At 53.3% G+C, this 14,715-nt stretch carries 12 protein-coding genes; 6 read left to right on the top strand and 6 right to left on the bottom strand.

The features are described from left to right. Positions 1-267: hypothetical protein (locus tag ACP5D4_RS18045; RefSeq protein WP_428013008.1), on the top strand; the 267-nt coding region annotated here is incomplete at its 5' end. Next, positions 245-598, top strand: a complete 354-nt coding sequence (locus tag ACP5D4_RS18040; protein WP_428013007.1) for a hypothetical protein — start codon at positions 245-247, stop codon at positions 596-598. The genes ACP5D4_RS18045 and ACP5D4_RS18040, both read left to right, overlap by 23 nt. A 381-nt stretch (positions 599-979) precedes the next feature. Here the strand turns inward: ACP5D4_RS18040 and ACP5D4_RS18035 are convergent, their stop codons facing one another. From ACP5D4_RS18035 to ACP5D4_RS18010, 6 genes are all read right to left on the bottom strand, one after another. Beyond that, complete coding sequence (locus ACP5D4_RS18035) at positions 980-2,881, bottom strand: VapE domain-containing protein (RefSeq protein ID WP_428013006.1); 1,902 nt, start codon at positions 2,879-2,881, stop codon at positions 980-982. A 318-nt stretch (positions 2,882-3,199) separates the two neighbouring features. Further along, positions 3,200-4,150: a tyrosine-type recombinase/integrase gene (locus ACP5D4_RS18030; RefSeq protein WP_428013005.1), complete on the bottom strand. Its 951-nt coding sequence runs from the start codon at positions 4,148-4,150 to the stop codon at positions 3,200-3,202. Then, positions 4,119-4,712, bottom strand: a complete 594-nt coding sequence (locus ACP5D4_RS18025) for a hypothetical protein (RefSeq protein WP_428013004.1) — start codon at positions 4,710-4,712, stop codon at positions 4,119-4,121. Before ACP5D4_RS18025 ends, ACP5D4_RS18030 begins: the two co-directional genes overlap by 32 nt. A gap of 27 nt (positions 4,713-4,739) precedes the next feature. Further along, on the bottom strand, positions 4,740-6,983 hold the full coding sequence (locus tag ACP5D4_RS18020) for a caspase family protein (protein ID WP_428013003.1): 2,244 nt from the start codon (positions 6,981-6,983) through the stop codon (positions 4,740-4,742). Positions 6,984-7,388: 405 nt separating this feature from the next. Next, the gene (sat, locus tag ACP5D4_RS18015) at positions 7,389-8,576 is read right to left on the bottom strand and encodes a sulfate adenylyltransferase (RefSeq protein ID WP_428013002.1); all 1,188 of its coding nucleotides are present in this window, start codon (positions 8,574-8,576) and stop codon (positions 7,389-7,391) included. 121 nt (positions 8,577-8,697) lie between these two features. Beyond that, entirely contained in the window at positions 8,698-9,336 is a 639-nt protein-coding gene (locus tag ACP5D4_RS18010; RefSeq protein WP_428013001.1) for a hypothetical protein, read from the bottom strand. A 117-nt stretch (positions 9,337-9,453) separates the two neighbouring features. Here ACP5D4_RS18010 and ACP5D4_RS18005 point away from each other — a divergent pair, with 117 nt between their 5' ends. The 4 genes from ACP5D4_RS18005 (at position 9,454) to ACP5D4_RS17990 (ending at position 14,670) form a co-directional block, all read left to right on the top strand. Then, complete coding sequence (locus ACP5D4_RS18005) at positions 9,454-11,001, top strand: rhomboid family intramembrane serine protease (protein WP_428013000.1); 1,548 nt, start codon at positions 9,454-9,456, stop codon at positions 10,999-11,001. A gap of 176 nt (positions 11,002-11,177) precedes the next feature. After that, complete coding sequence (gene lnt, locus ACP5D4_RS18000) at positions 11,178-12,716, top strand: apolipoprotein N-acyltransferase (protein ID WP_428012999.1); 1,539 nt, start codon at positions 11,178-11,180, stop codon at positions 12,714-12,716. Between the two features lie 87 nt (positions 12,717-12,803). Then, complete coding sequence (locus tag ACP5D4_RS17995) at positions 12,804-13,148, top strand: DUF4870 domain-containing protein (RefSeq protein WP_428012998.1); 345 nt, start codon at positions 12,804-12,806, stop codon at positions 13,146-13,148. Positions 13,149-13,275: 127 nt separating this feature from the next. Further along, positions 13,276-14,670, top strand: a complete 1,395-nt coding sequence (locus tag ACP5D4_RS17990) for a peptide ligase PGM1-related protein (RefSeq protein WP_428012997.1) — start codon at positions 13,276-13,278, stop codon at positions 14,668-14,670. The last annotated feature ends 45 nt before the right edge of the window (positions 14,671-14,715 follow it).

Raw genomic sequence — 14,715 nt, 5'->3', positions numbered from 1 at the left:
CGAGAAACGGCCCACTTCGACCCACCTCTGAGAAGTTTGACCGATTATCTTGCCTCCCGAGATGCCAGCGGCCGGCCCCGATATTGGCCCCTCTGGCAGGAATATCAATCGGCTAATCGTGATTGGCGATCGCATCCCCATTACCAAGAATGGGCCACCGCCATCGAGCGCGACGGTTACGGCTGGGTTGTTCAACAATTCGGGCAACCCGAATATTCCGAGTTAATTGAATTCTATGAATGGTATGAACGAAATTCCTCACTTTGACCGCAATCCAGTGGTCTCTCAGGACTCTGAAATCTGGCGGCCATCGTGGCACTGCTACTGCTGCCGCGATACAGGTTTGGTTCAGGATTATCTGGTCAAGCGCGTCATCCCCAACTACAACGCCTTCGAGGATAAGCCCGTGGTTTGCCAGCGATGTGGAGCGTATCACCGAGGTAACCCGGTTCGCGACCTGAATCATGACTGGCGCTTCAAGCGTGACCTGTGCGATCGCCTCGACCAAATCAGCCGTCATGATTGGCAAACGACCACACAGCAACACTTTCAGCACGTCAAACGGATTATTCAGAGGACAACGGGACATCCATTCTGAAGATTTTTCAAGAAGTTAATTACCTTTGTTTTTTTTTTGAAAAGTTTTGATTTAGGTTGTCCCGGTTGTCCCAAATCGCTGAAACCCCCTTGATTTCGTTGATGTCAGGGGGGTTGTTACTGTCGATGCCCTCACGGCCAGCTCAACCAACCGGCCAATCTGGCTTTGACTGCTGCAAATGTTGGGTAGATTCTCGGTGTGATGCGATCGCCGGCGGCAAATTGAGGCAATCGGACAGCAAAAATCACCCAACTGTCCAAAAGTTGGGGAGAAATTAGGCGATCGCCACCAGGTAACACGATTTCAGGCGAACGGCTCCGGTCCAGGGTCGAATCTGGATAGGAGCGTATTCAATTCAAGGATGTAGCTGGCGAGGAATGGCTATGTTGCCGGTTCAGGAGTCCAGGGAGTAGGCGGTCGATAACATCGCTGTCGTATCCCGTTGAAATAAGCCCGAACTGACTCCCATCCCAACCGCTGGAATATTCGACTAACCCGCATCTGCTCTCGCCTGGTCTGCTGGATCGTATCGAGTTTCAGGCACTTAGTAAGGATTTCAGCGTTTGATACCTCCTCGCGGTGTTGAGCGTATTCCTCTACCCGAGCATCCCAGGGGTCGCTGATTTCGTACTCCTTATTGGCCTCATTCTGGAGTTCTTGTTCCGCCAGAGTAAGGTCGCAGTCTTCACCCGCTTCGTAGGCTTCGATCGCAGCAGCCCAAATCGCATCGCGGTTTTGCCTGAGTTTCTTCAGGTTGATTTGGCCGACCGGAATGACCCAAAAGCGGCGGTTCCCGGTCGCATCCTGCAAAAACTCATCTTCATTGGTGGTGCCAGCGACGACAGTGCGGCGGGGCAGTGCTTCATGTTTGCGGGCGTAAGGAGCGCGGACGACATCCACTTGTTTGGAGAAGAAGTCTTTAACCTCACCACTGGCCCGTTTACCGGCGATCGCACACTCAATTTCGGCAATCTCACAAATCCAGTGGCGGTGCAATGCCAAGATGTGGTCTTTATCCCGGCAGTCGTGAACGGTATCGGTGAAAAACTCACCTCCGAGAGTACGCAAAGAGAGTGATTTCCCAATGCCCTGTTTCCCTTTCAAGATGAGAGCATTGTCAAATTTGCATCCCGGTTCGTACACCCGTTTGACCGCCGCAATCAGCCATCCTTTCAGATAGCTGTTGTAGAGGGGCAGTAGAGGGTTTTTCTTATGAACGCCGAAATACTGAGCGGCAAGGTGGTCGATGTTAACCTTGCGGCCGCCCCGAATTGATTCTAGATAGTCCTTAACGGGGTCGTATTCATTTTGATGTGCCAACCATTCAATCGCATCGCATCCGAGTGATTTAGTGCAATCGATGTGATCGTTGAGGAGTTCCAGGTAAAAATGCTCGGTGCGAGTGGGGTTTCCGTCAATTTCAATCGCTCGGCTCCTGACATTGAGGCGAGTGCGATGACCCCAAAGCTGCTGGATGTAGACGAATTTCTCCGTCTTCGACATTTTGGTTTTCCTCACCCATTTTGTAAATGGGATGGCTGTCTGCATCAGTCGTTGTAAGTGCTTTGGCCGCTGCTCGGCGGTGAACTGGCACAAATAATCGTCCAGACCTTTACCGTCTTCCTGCGACCACTGCATCACATAGACGCTCAAGGTTTTCTGAGCGTTCAGGCGTTCCCCCAATCGTTTGAGAGCGTGCCGGACTTGCCATTTCTGAATAATGTCGGAATCAAAAGCCAAATAAATGGAGCGTCCAGCTTGGCAAAATGCTTCTAACTGTGGTTTTAGCTGTCCCTCCTTCAACCCACAATTCACACCAGGCAGTGAAATGGTGGCTACACCATTGGATAAACCGCAGCCAGCCTTCTTCGCGCCCTCAGTGATGATGACCGGGATACTCGGATTCTCTAAGACCCTTTTCCAATAGTCTGGCTCCCCGGTGTCGAGGAATAACGGCACGGCCTCATATCCCGAGGCTCCGAGATATTTCCGAGCCTTGCCGTCATCGCCCACCGGCGGATTGTCGGGTTTGTACTGGACTCCCAGTAATGTCGGCTCTCCAGTGTGGGGGTCAACCCCGCGAACCGACCAACCCGGCACGAGATGTTTACTGTGTTTCCAGCGTCGTTTGGTATTGCGGCTCAGTAATTCGTCCACCTCGCGCCCATCCTTGTGGCTTTGGATAGCGTTGACGGTGATTTCGCGGTCAACCCCTGAATCTTCCCATTCGCTCAGGTGGTTGGTGTGGATGTGGTTGAAAGAATTTAAATCTGTTGCGAGCATTAGCTTTCCTCGGTTGTAGCGAGAGCCAATGCTGTTCAATTCAGTGTCCGCCTTAGACTTTGTTGGGTTAACCTCTTGCAAAGCTAGAGATTTGCTTTATACTTAAGGGAGTAACCCTCGGTTGCTAGGCGCGTGACCACCAAATCTTAGAGCATTGGTTTGGTTCTCGTAGTGCCCACGTAATAGCCCTTTTGGGCGGCGAACCTCCTACGGCTAATAGGAGGTTTTTGCTTTTCTACGTCTGGGCGAAAACCTTGTTTCTCCTCGCGGTTCACGTAATTCCCCTCACTGTACTGTGAATTAGTCCCAATTGCAACGTTAAATTAGGTCTTCCAAAAGATTCGTTACATTCTCCTGATGACCCTGCCGGTTATCGTCGTATCGCTCCAAGGCATTGAAGTTGGTGTGCCGCGATAATCGCTGTACTTCTCTAAGATTGCCGCCAGTGACATCCAGAGCGGCTGTAATGCTGGCGTGGCGCAGTCTGTGGGGCGAAACTATCTTCTCAATCCCGGCGAGATTGGCGTAGCGGCGAATCAATTTGTATAAGCCATCCCCAGACATTCTCCCGCCAATATTTAGCCCTTTCGTTCCCACGACCAGAGGTTCTGTCGGTTTTGGGTGGTTGCGGGCTGCCAAATACTCCTGGATTGATGTCAGGGTTCCTTGACCTAACGCCATCCAAATATCCTGGCGGCCATAGCCCTTGCCATAAATCCGTAGGCGTTTATTGGCGACATCGACATCCCCAACGTCACAGGTGACGATTTCACCTCGCCGCAATGCCAGCGTCCAGAACAGCCTCAGAATCACTAAGTCTCGCTTTCCCTTGAGGGTGTCGGGGTTTGCGATCGCCATCATCTGCTCGAACTGCGCCGGTGAGATACCAGAGGTATCGCGGTAGGGAATCACTCGCTCGTTCTCGATATCTTGTAGCGTGATTTCTGTCAGGTTTCGCCGCCGCGCATATTGGATGAGCGATCGCAGTGCCGCCAGTCGCCGGTTAATGGTCGCCTCTGCCAACGTGCCGCCAGTCTGCTTATTTGGTCGGGTCTTGAGATTGTGTTTGTATCGCAAGACCAGAGAAAACGCCTTAGCTTGGGGCAATTGTAGAAATTCCTTAATCAAGGCATTGGTCGGCTCGGTATCGGGGTTAGAGGTCGCGAATTGGAAGAAATCCCTCAAGTCCTTGCGATATTCCCGTTTCGTCGTCTCCGACCGCTTGTCCATCAGAAGCTCATCCAGGATGTCTTCCTCGTCCTGAACCATGACAAGTTGGGACTCCTGGACGCTGAGATTGTCTGATGTCATGGATTTCTTTATCGCTAATTATGCTTTCCCGTTCTTGTCCCTTGTTGGCGTAACGATCGAACAGGGTTCGTCCGAACAACTGCACCTTAGCCCGCGTAAAATCAAAGGCCAGTAAGCGGTTGCGTTTGAGAAACTTCACCGGCCCGGTCAGGGTAAAGGTCAACATTCCCAACCGCACGGAATTTTCCACTCGTCCCCGTTCCCATTCTGAGGTGGCGCCGGTTTCCGGTGAAGTCTCCTCAACTCGAGCATAGGACAGGCGAATTTCGACCCATCCGGGTAAATACCGACCCGCGCCCAAGACCACCCCGGCTCGTTTGCGAGTTTTCTGGGTTCCGGTGACGAACCCCAAGCGCCAGCTTCCCAGGAGTCGATCGAACCCCATCGGCTGGCGATGGCGTTTCGACTGTTTTTCAAGGGCTAACAAGGCTTCGACCACAGCCTCGGCTGGAGGGCGTTCGGAGGTTTCCCTTCGAATCGATCGAACAGCATCGCAGACAACATCAACAGCATCGGACACGGGGAGTTTCTCCTAAAATGCGAGGCATCAAACAACGCGATAGGCGAAATCTAACGTCGCCCAAACGCGAGTATCGAGGGCGTAAAAATCCGTCGAAACCTCCTCGTCTTGGGTATTGCGGAGGCTGGCCACGTGCAAATCTTGCAAAATAGCTTTCGCAATATCGAGGGGCGTATCGAGGGTACTGAGGTCGCGGGGGTTGCGGGCGGGATGGGTGCGGGCGGCCAAAAGTCCCAAGGCCAAAGCGAAGGGTCGATCGCAACAGAGAAGCTGCATCTTCACCGGTCCGATGGGGCGTCCCACTTCCCAACTGACGTTTTCCGACCCGGCGGGCAACGTCACCGTCTCTCCCGGCATCAGGGGATCTTGTTGCAACGTGGGCGGGTTGGCGTTGCTGACGGTGTGAAACGGATAAAAAGCGACGGTGCGTCCGCTGCTGTCGAGACCGAACAGCAGATAGTACAGAGGTCGATCGCCTAAATTTTGCAGTTGGTAGCGAAGGCGACTTCCGGCGGGAATTTCCAGAACCCCTTCAACAGTACTTTTCGCCGTCGCCTGTCCGCTACTGCTGCGCTGCCCTCGCTGGGTTTGTTTAGAAACCACATAGCGGGGCGTCGTACTGTTACCGTCCTCGTCGAACACCAGGAGACTGCCGCGAACGCCGATTTGAGAAGACCCTTGATTGGCCGTCAGTGCCATGAGTTTGGCGGCCAAGAGGGTGTGGAGTTGGGGAACCAGACGCTGAACGGATTTTTTAATCGCTTCGTCCTCTTCGCCGATGCTGTTGGGAATGAGTTCCCGGCCGATGGTGAACAGGCCGTAACTGCCGCGATCGCTCGGCAAGTCGATGGTCTCGGTCGAGTAAGTTTGAGCGATGGTGGCGCGGCGAACCCGTCCGAACAAGCAATCGGCCGGTTGTTCCCCCGCCACGACCGAAGAGACCGATCGAATCCCAGAAAAGGCACTGGTGGCGTCCACTCGTTCGATGCGTTCGAGTTTGGGGTCGAGGGCGACGGTCAGTCCCAAATTGCGGGAAATCACCCGCAGGTCTTCCCGTACCAGTTGACCGGGTTTGAGGCGAGAGAAGTCCGCGTCCGAAGCGTCCACCAGTTGCGCTTTCGCCGTCAAGCCGTCCCGCGATCGCACCTGAAGCGTAAGGGGGGTGCGGTTGGCATCTCCCGGCGCGGGGACTACGGACAGCAGACTTTGAGGACTGTAGCGTTCGAGAACCTCACCGGGCAATCCCCCCAGCCAAACCGAGACGTTGGCGTTGTTGCCATCGACCGACAACACCACGCCATCGGCCGTGACGGCGGTGAGTTTGGGGATTAACAGAGAGGGGTTGCTGTCAGCGTTGGGGGAGGTGCAGTCCAACAGACTTCCGTTACAGAGTCGCGGTTGTTGGTCGCGGCCGGCCAGGCGATCGACCGTTTGGGACACGCGGCGTAGCGTCGTCCCCAGAGGGATATCCGGAGTCGCCCACCAAAACCGCTGCGTCAGGGCGTAGGTGAAGGTTCCGGCCGAAAAGCCTTGCCAGCGGTTTTCCGTGGCTGTTTGCTGGTCTCCTGCGGCCGTTAAGACCACACCAGGAACGCGATCGATCGTCGATTTATTTTTGTCCAGGCGATCGCGCAGTTTGGCCAGTCGCTCTCGCTGCCCTGGACTCAGTTGTGCCACCGTGGGGGAGGGGCGCGATCGCACCCGTAACGACCCCTGCAACGGCGTACCGGGGTAGCTATAGCTGGTATCGAGAACCGTGACGACTTTTTTCGTCGCCAGAGAGCGCAACAACACCGCCAACGTCGTCAGCGGCAAATCCGCCTCCCGTTCGTCAGCGGCCACCAAGCTATTTCGAACCGCTTCCGAATCAGGAGACATCTGCACTTGAGAGCCGTAGCCACTAAAGTGGAACAGCACCACGTCCGACGGTTGAGCGCGATCGATTAAATGCCGTTGAAACGCCGTTATCATGCCATCAACCGTGGCTTTATCGTCCGTGAGAGTCAAAATATCCTCCGGGGCGAAGCCGAAGCGATGAATCAAGACGTTTCGCTGTAAATTCACGTCCGTTTTACAACCGAACAACCCATCCTCGGAACCCGTCGCCGATTCCGGATATCGATCGATCCCCACCAAGAGGGCGAGTTTGCGCGGTGCGTTTTGCGCCAGCACTCGCGCCGCGTCGCGTCCGAACAGCGACAACCCCAATTCGATCGCCGTCGTCGCAGCGATCGAGCGGGTGGCGTATTGTAAGAAACCCCGTCGTTTCATATCGGTTTGCGGTGGCTAGAGTGTGTTAGGCGGTTTGGGAGGTCGCGGGTGTATCCCCTACGTTCGAGGCTTGCACGCCCTTTTCCCCGATTCTCTGGTTTTCTAGTTTTTCTAGGAGAGCGGCGATCTCTCGATTCCGGGTCAGTTCCCGAGGTCGATCGCCGTCCCGCAACAATATTTTTTCACAAACGAGTTTAAAACGACTCTCAAACCGTCGATCGAGAGGCTTAAAAAGGTTTTTAAAAAAATCAGAACAGCACTAAAAACTGTATTCTATTGACTCCATACACATAAAAAAGACCATAAAACTATATTGGAGATATTTAAAAAAATATTTAAATTTATCGCGAGCGCCAATCGTCGCTGTCGAGAAACAGACCCCGACAACGACGATCGCCACAGAACTTAGCTTTCCTTATCCTTGTGCATAGCGTTAGCCAGTTCCGTCGCCACTTCCGGACGGGAGAATTCCGGCGGCGGTAACTGCCCCCGTCGCAGCATTTCCCGTACCTTCGTACCCGACAAATGAATCCGTTCCTCCGGCGTACTCGGACTCGTCTTCGAGGTCGCCATCGACTGCGTGCGCGTACAGTAGAAAGCGTGTTCGAACTTCATCGGAACAATACCCAGTTCCCCAGGCTCGAACTCATCGAAAATATGTTGAGCGTCATAGGTGCCATAATAGTCACCCACCCCCGCATGATCGCGTCCCACAATAAAATGAGTACAGCCGTAGTTCTTACGAACCAGCGCGTGAAAAATCGCCTCGCGCGGTCCAGCGTAGCGCATCGCCGCCGGGTTAATGGCCATCATCACGCGATCGCGGGGAAAATAGCGATCGAGCATAATCTCATAACAGCGCATCCGCACGTCAGCCGGGATATCATCGCTCTTCGTCGCCCCCACCAGCGGATGGAGGAACAAACCATCCACCGTTTCAAGAGCGCACTTCTGAATATATTCATGGGCCCGGTGAATCGGATTGCGAGTTTGGAACCCCACCACCGTTTTCCAGCCTTTCTCAGCAAACAACTCCCGACTTTCCGCCGGGTCGATTTGATAGCGGGGGAACAACGGATGGGGGTCTCGTTGCAACAACCACACCGGGCCGGCCAAATTGACCTCACCTTGCTGATACACCACCGCGACGCCGGGATGTTTCTCCTCGTTCGTCCGGTAGACATGAATCGCTTCCTTCAGTTTGTCGTACTTATACTTCTGAGTCAGTTCCAGAACGCCGACAAACCGTCCCGTCGAATCGTCCAAGCGCACCAAACTCCCAATTTCGAGAGAATCGGCCACCTCTTCAGAGACGTTGAGAGTAATCGGAATCGACCACGGAAGCCCATCGGCTAACCGCATATCCGTCACGACACTTTTATAATCCGCCTCTTCCATAAAGCCAGTCAGAGGGCTGAAGCCCCCAATGGCGATAAGAACCAGGTCGGAAAACGTGCGATCGTCCATCTCGACGCGGGGAAGACTGTCCGCCTTATCGAGAAAATTTTGCTTCTGTTCTGCGGTGACAATCCGGTTAATTAAGGTGCCACCGTGAGCGGGGATAGTTTCTTGATACTGTTTTGCTGCACTCACGTTTGAGACGGGGTGAAATTTTAATAAAGCGTTGCAGTTGCCTTCAGTGTATCTCCTCTTGGCCAAACCGTTAAGCGATTTGCCCTTTACTGGAGATGATGGGGTACCCATCATCTTCTCATCACTCGTTCGACGACTTCCCATGTCCCCGTCCCGAGATATTTTCAATGGCGGCGATAACCGCTTGCGAAGCGGCGATAATGTCCCGTTCCTCCCCACCCAAGTAGAGACGGCCGAAACTTCCCACCGCTTGCACTTGTAAAATATTGATCTGAGCCGATTTTTCCGCCTCGTTCGCCGCCAAAGCCGCATAAGCCGCCGGAGCGACTTCCATCACGTACAAACTTTGTCCCGCCAGCAGCATCTGTCCGCGACGGGTGCGATTGATGAGTTGCGTTTGGTGGGGGTCGAGGTTGCGAATAATCTGACTCGACATAATGCGCGGTTTGAGGCGTTCGTTTTCCTTAACTCCCAAAGCGTCCAAAATGGCAATTCCGGCGGTTCGCGTGTCGCTTTGACGGCTCGAGTGAACTTCCAGCAACCCATAAAGCCGTTCCACCACCTGCACCCCAGGACGGACGGCGGTAGACTTGAGGGCGACGTCAGTAATGCGGTTAATTTCAATTCCCGGCGAGATTTCCACCCAAAGCGAGGTATCGCCAGGAAGGGGGAGAAATCCGAGGGCGACGGTTCCCATATAAGCGGCGTGTTGAGGTTGCAGACTGTCAATATAGACAAAGCTGCGTAGTTCGACTCCCAAAGTTCGATTCTCCGCGAAAGACCGATTTGCCATTGTAGATTACGACATCAACCGTGTCAGTTGATAGTTGAGAGCTGACAGTTTCTTCTCCCCTTCTCCTCTTCTCCTCTTCTCCCTATGACGATCGATCGACTTGTAATTTGGATGGTACTGCTTTCGGGAGTGGTGTTTTTGGTGCGATCGCTCTCCACCAAACCACCACAATGGGGATGGTCGATCGTATCGGGGGCGATTCTGGCGATTACGGGAACCCTGTTAGCCATCGCCTCGGTGGGATTGGCGGCGTGGATTGGCGGAATGTTGTGGGGGATATTCCTGCTGTTTCCGGTGTTGGGGTTGCGCCGTGTCAACGGTTTGTTTCGCGAAGAACGGTATCAGGCGGCGAGTCGGTTGGCCCAGGCGATCGCAATTCTACACCCCGCCGATGGCTGGCCGGAACGGGTGGGGGTGTTGCAGGCGTTGACGGTGGCGAAAGGGGGGGATATTGAAAAGGGTCGATCGCTCTTACAGATTTATCAAACGCCGAAAACGGTTCTCGGACGCAGTGCGATCGTTTTAGAGTATTGGATGCGGGGCGCCTGGGACGAGTTACTAGATTGGTTGCGATCGCGCCCGGAACGAGAGCAGGATGCCAATTTAATGCTGTATTATCTGCGTTGTTTGGGGGAAACGGCGCAGGTCAACGAAATGTTACGGGTGTTTCCCTCGATAGACGAAACCTTACGGCGCCTCGGAGATATCGATCGCCTCAACCAAGCCAGATTGTTCGCCTTAGCCTTTTGCGGCGAAACCCAACAAATCTATCGACTGTTCGAGGGAGAACTCTCCAACTACTCCGTCTCGAACCAACAGTTTTGGATTGCAACCTCCCAGATGGTAGCCGGGAGAACGCGCCAAGCCCAGCAGATGTTAGGAGCGTTACAGAAAGATTGCGATCCCGTCTTGCGGAGGGCGATCGCTTGGCGACTCAACCAAACCCAGCTCGACTTCAAAACCCACTTTAGCGACTATTCAGCCCGAGTGCTGTCAGCCTTAAAACTGCAACTGTCCCAAGAAGCGCGATATAGCGGACGAATCTCCGGAAAAACCGCCCTCGCCACCTGGGGACTCATCGGCTTAAACGCAGCAGTGTTTCTGTTGGAATTGCGCCTCGGCGGAAGCGAGAACCTCTGGGTACTGTACCAACTGGGGGCGTTAGTTCCCGAAGAAGTCTGGGCGGGAGAATGGTGGCGCGTCGTCACCGCCACGTTCCTGCACTTCGGGATTCCTCACCTAGCGATGAATATGTTCGGGTTGTATATCTTAGGACAGTTCGTCGAATCGCGCATCGGAATGGGGCGGTTTTTACTCACCTATTTCGCCAGCGGCGTCGGTTCGATGGCGTTTATTGCACTGTTGGCGTTGCGCGGCGGCGAGACTCAGTTTGTCGTAGGTGCATCGGGGGCAGTGATGGGTTTAATTGGCGCGGTGGCGGCGATTTTTTGGCAGGGTTGGCGTCAGGAAAAAGCGCAAATTGCCAAGGATCGGTTGAGGTCGATTCTCTTTGTAATTGCAATTCAAGCAGCTTTCGATTTATCGATTCCGGAAATCTGTTTTCTCTGTCATGCCTCCGGTGCAGTTTTAGGATTTATTACCGCAAATTTGTTGCTTTGGCGTAAATCTTAGTGTGCGATTCGTTCCTGTCAAAAGTCATCCTAGCACTGACTGTATAAGATCCCCGGCATCTTGAAGATGCCGGGGATCTTAAGAGCGCGGCATCTCGGAAACCGTCATATCCATATAATGAAAAACTCAGCCTAACTCTATTTTCGGTAGTTTCCCCATCACCGCACCAAACCACCGTGAAAACCCGCTCGTTCTCCCTTCTCCTTGCCCTTCTCAGCGGCGTTGCCATGGGTTGCAGCGTCGCCCCCGTCGAATGGTGGGGTTTCGCCTGGATTGCCCTGGCGCCGCTGTGGGTGTTGCTGTATCGTTCCCCCCTCAACCCCCTGGGGTTGGGCTTCGCCTGGGGTGTCGGCTTTCACGGTGTCGCCTTGTTTTGGCTGACTGGAATTCACCCGATGACGTGGATGGGGGTTCCCTGGTTGGCGAGTCTCGCTATCGCCGTCGCCTGTTGGATGGCTGTCACTGTCTGGGGTGCAGCTTGGGCAGCAATTTGGGCAGCCATTGTCAGCAGATATCGGAGAAACGGGTTCACGGGAATTCTCCTCGGCGTGGCGGGGTGGTGTCTCCTCGATGCAATCTGGCAATTAACGCCCTTGTGGTGGTCGTCTTTGGCGTACACTCAAAGTCCCCACAATCTCGCTATCTTACATTTGGGGCAACTGTCGGGAATCACCGCCGTTACCGCCAGTGTCGTCGCTGTCAACGGCTGTCTCGCTGTCGCCATTCTGTCGGAAAAACGCCGCCAACTGGCTGTTATGGCTGCGATCGCCACTTTCTCCATTTCCCATCTCCTGGGATTTTACCTCTACAGTCGCCCCCTCAACGATTCCCCAAATCTCGCCTTTCGCGCCGGAATTATTCAAGGGAACGTTCCCAACGAAATCAAACTCTATCGCGAGGGATTGATTCGCGCTTTGGAAGGCTACACCCGAGGTTACGAAACCCTCGCTGAAACAGGCGTCGATGCGGTTCTCACCCCAGAAACAGCGTTACCGGATTTCTGGGAAGCCGACGCCTGTCTCGGCGATTCTCCCTTAGCGCACTTGTGTCAAGCGATTCGCCGCTGGGAGGTGACGGCTTGGGTGGGAACCTTTCAAGGAAACTTGCGCCGCTACAGTAACAGTCTGTTGACGGTGACGGGAGAGGGGGAGGTGTTCAGCCGTTACGACAAGGTGAAATTGGTTCCCCTGGGGGAATACATTCCCTTTGAGTCGGTGTTGGGAAGTGTCGTTAACCGCTTGTCGCCGTTGCAGGCGCAGATGGTTCCGGGGGCGAAGCATCAGGTGTTCGAGACGCCGTTGGGACGGGCAATTGTCGGAATTTGCTACGAATCGGCGTTTACGGAGCATTTTCGGCGACAGGCAGCGCGAGGGGGCGATTTTTTCTTGAGTGCGGCGAACAACGCCCATTATGCGCCATCGATGCCCCAGCAACACCACGCCCAAGATGTGATGCGGGCGATCGAACTCGATCGCTGGGGGATTCGCGCCACCAATACCGGCTATTCTGCTATTGTCGATCCCCACGGGCGCACCCTCTGGAAATCGGGGTTTAACGTTTTTGCCACTCACGCTGAAACGGTGTATCGCCGCCAAACTCGGACGCTTTACGTGCGTTGGGGGGATTGGCTGCTGTGGGTTTTGCTGGGAATGGCTGCACTGGCCGTTTTTCGAGATAAAAGTTCATATAAAAACACTAATCCTTATAAAAATTAATGTTAAAAATTATTGCGTTTTTAAGGGCGATCGAGCCTTTGATATAATGCAGTTGGCTGAGTTGTTGTCTTAGGGATCGATCGAGCCATGAATCGCGATACTCGAAAGCTCTTGTCAATTTTGTCTCACGTTGCCATATTCTTCAGTTGGACGATCGTTTCTTTTGGCGTTCCCATCGTTCTCTTTTTATTCAGCGAAGATTCGGTCGTCAAAGACAATGCCAAAGAATCGTTAAACTTTCACATTAACGTTTACCTGTACGGCGCTCTGATTGGAATTTTGACCGCGTTGGTTATTACGATTCCCGTCGCCATGATTTTAGGCGTTTTATTAGGTATTGCAATTCTTGTATTGCCGATATTGGCAATTTTGAAAGTCGCCAACAATCCCGATAGTCCCTATCGATATCCGTTTGTTTTTCGTATTCTGTAAAATCAAATCATTAAATCAACATTTCTCCAAACAATCTCAAACCAGCAGATTTTTTAAAATTGGTTTCAGAATTGGCTTCACCTGCAAACATCGTTATTATCTGAAAGAAAAAACCTCACCGTAGAAATTGAACGAAGCGCCCCAAATTTGCACTCTCAATTCAGCGTTCGATCGCTCCGTCATCGAACAATTTCGGCAACTGCAAATCCAACTGAGACATCGTTGGCAAACCGTTGATTTATTCGATACGGGAGACACCGATATCGTCGTCATTCCTTCCCTAACCCTCGACGAACAAGAACTTTTAAAAATCGACGGCGTTCACCACTACGAAGAACGGTTTTTATTTTCCCTAATTCGGTTGAGAAACCCCCGAACTCGGCTAATTTACATCACCTCTCAACCCCTTCACCCCAGCATCGTCGATTATTACTTACAACTGCTTCCAGGGATTCCCTTTTCCCACGCGAGAAATCGCCTGTTACTGTTTGCAACTTACGATTCTTCCTCGAAATCTTTAACCCAAAAAATCCTCGATCGACCGCGACTGATCGAACGAATTCGCATGGCGTTGCGTCCGAACAAAACCTACGCCATTTGCTTCAACGCCACCCATTCCGAACGAGACTTATCCGTCAAACTGGGAATTCCCCTCCTCGCCACCGATCCCGAACTCTTGTATTTCGGCACCAAAAGCGGAAGCCGTCAAATTTTCGACGAATGCAACGTTCCCCATCCCGACGGAAGTACCTTGCTGTTTAACGACGACGATTTAGCCGAAGCCGCCTGCGAATTATGGAGACGCCAACCCCATCTCAAGCGGCTAGTAGTGAAACTCAACGAGGGATTTTCCGGGGAAGGAAACGCCCTTTTAGAACTCGAACCGCTGCAAGGGATTTCGCCACACCAGCGAGTTAAGGCGATACGCGATCGATTCTCCCAATTGCGGTTTCAAGCCAAAAGCGAAACCTGGGAACATTTCCGAAAACGGATACCCGAACTCGGTGCGATCGTAGAAGCCTATATCGAAGGCGAAAACAAGCGATCGCCCAGCGTTCAAGGGCGCATCACCCCCCACGGCGACGTGGAAATCCTCTCCACCCACGACCAAATTCTCGGCGGTCCCGACGAACAGATTTTCCTAGGATGTCGCTTTCCCGCCGACGCCAGCTATCGCGTGCAGTTACAGGAATTGGGGTTAAAAGTCGGGCGCAATCTCGCCGAAAAAGGGGCGTTAGAGCGGTTTGGCGTGGATTTCGTGGTAGTTCGCCGCGAAAACGGCTGGGACGTCCAAGCCATCGAAATCAACCTTCGCAAAGGGGGAACAACCCATCCGTTTATGGCGTTAAAACTGCTCACCAAAGGCTATTTCGATGGCGCCACGGGACTGTTTTACAGCCAACAGGGAAAAGCCAAATACTACAAAGCCACGGATAACTTACAAAAAGACTGCTATCACGGCTTGCTTCCCAACGACTTAATGGACATCATCGCCTACAACCAATTGCATTTCGACACGTAAAAAGTCCGGGAGCTTGGTAGCCCCGTCGCTTTAGCGCGGGGTGGA

Source organism: Baaleninema sp. (assembly GCF_049974805.1).
Taxonomy (GTDB): Bacteria; Cyanobacteriota; Cyanobacteriia; order Cyanobacteriales; family Geitlerinemataceae; genus Baaleninema.
The sequence above is the reverse complement of the archived record's forward strand: the minus strand, read 5'-3'. Positions and strand labels throughout refer to the sequence as shown.

Bases quoted from the DNA above. Each gene is read 5' to 3' on its own strand.
- ACP5D4_RS18040 (WP_428013007.1), top strand. From the start codon at position 245: ATGAACGAAATTCCTCACTTTGACCGCAATCCAGTGGTCTCTCAGGAC.
- ACP5D4_RS18035 (WP_428013006.1), bottom strand. From the start codon at position 2,881: ATGCTCGCAACAGATTTAAATTCTTTCAACCACATCCACACCAACCAC.
- ACP5D4_RS18030 (WP_428013005.1), bottom strand. From the start codon at position 4,150: ATGGTTCAGGACGAGGAAGACATCCTGGATGAGCTTCTGATGGACAAG.
- ACP5D4_RS18020 (WP_428013003.1), bottom strand. From the start codon at position 6,983: ATGAAACGACGGGGTTTCTTACAATACGCCACCCGCTCGATCGCTGCG.
- ACP5D4_RS18005 (WP_428013000.1), top strand. From the start codon at position 9,454: ATGACGATCGATCGACTTGTAATTTGGATGGTACTGCTTTCGGGAGTG.
- ACP5D4_RS17995 (WP_428012998.1), top strand. From the start codon at position 12,804: ATGAATCGCGATACTCGAAAGCTCTTGTCAATTTTGTCTCACGTTGCC.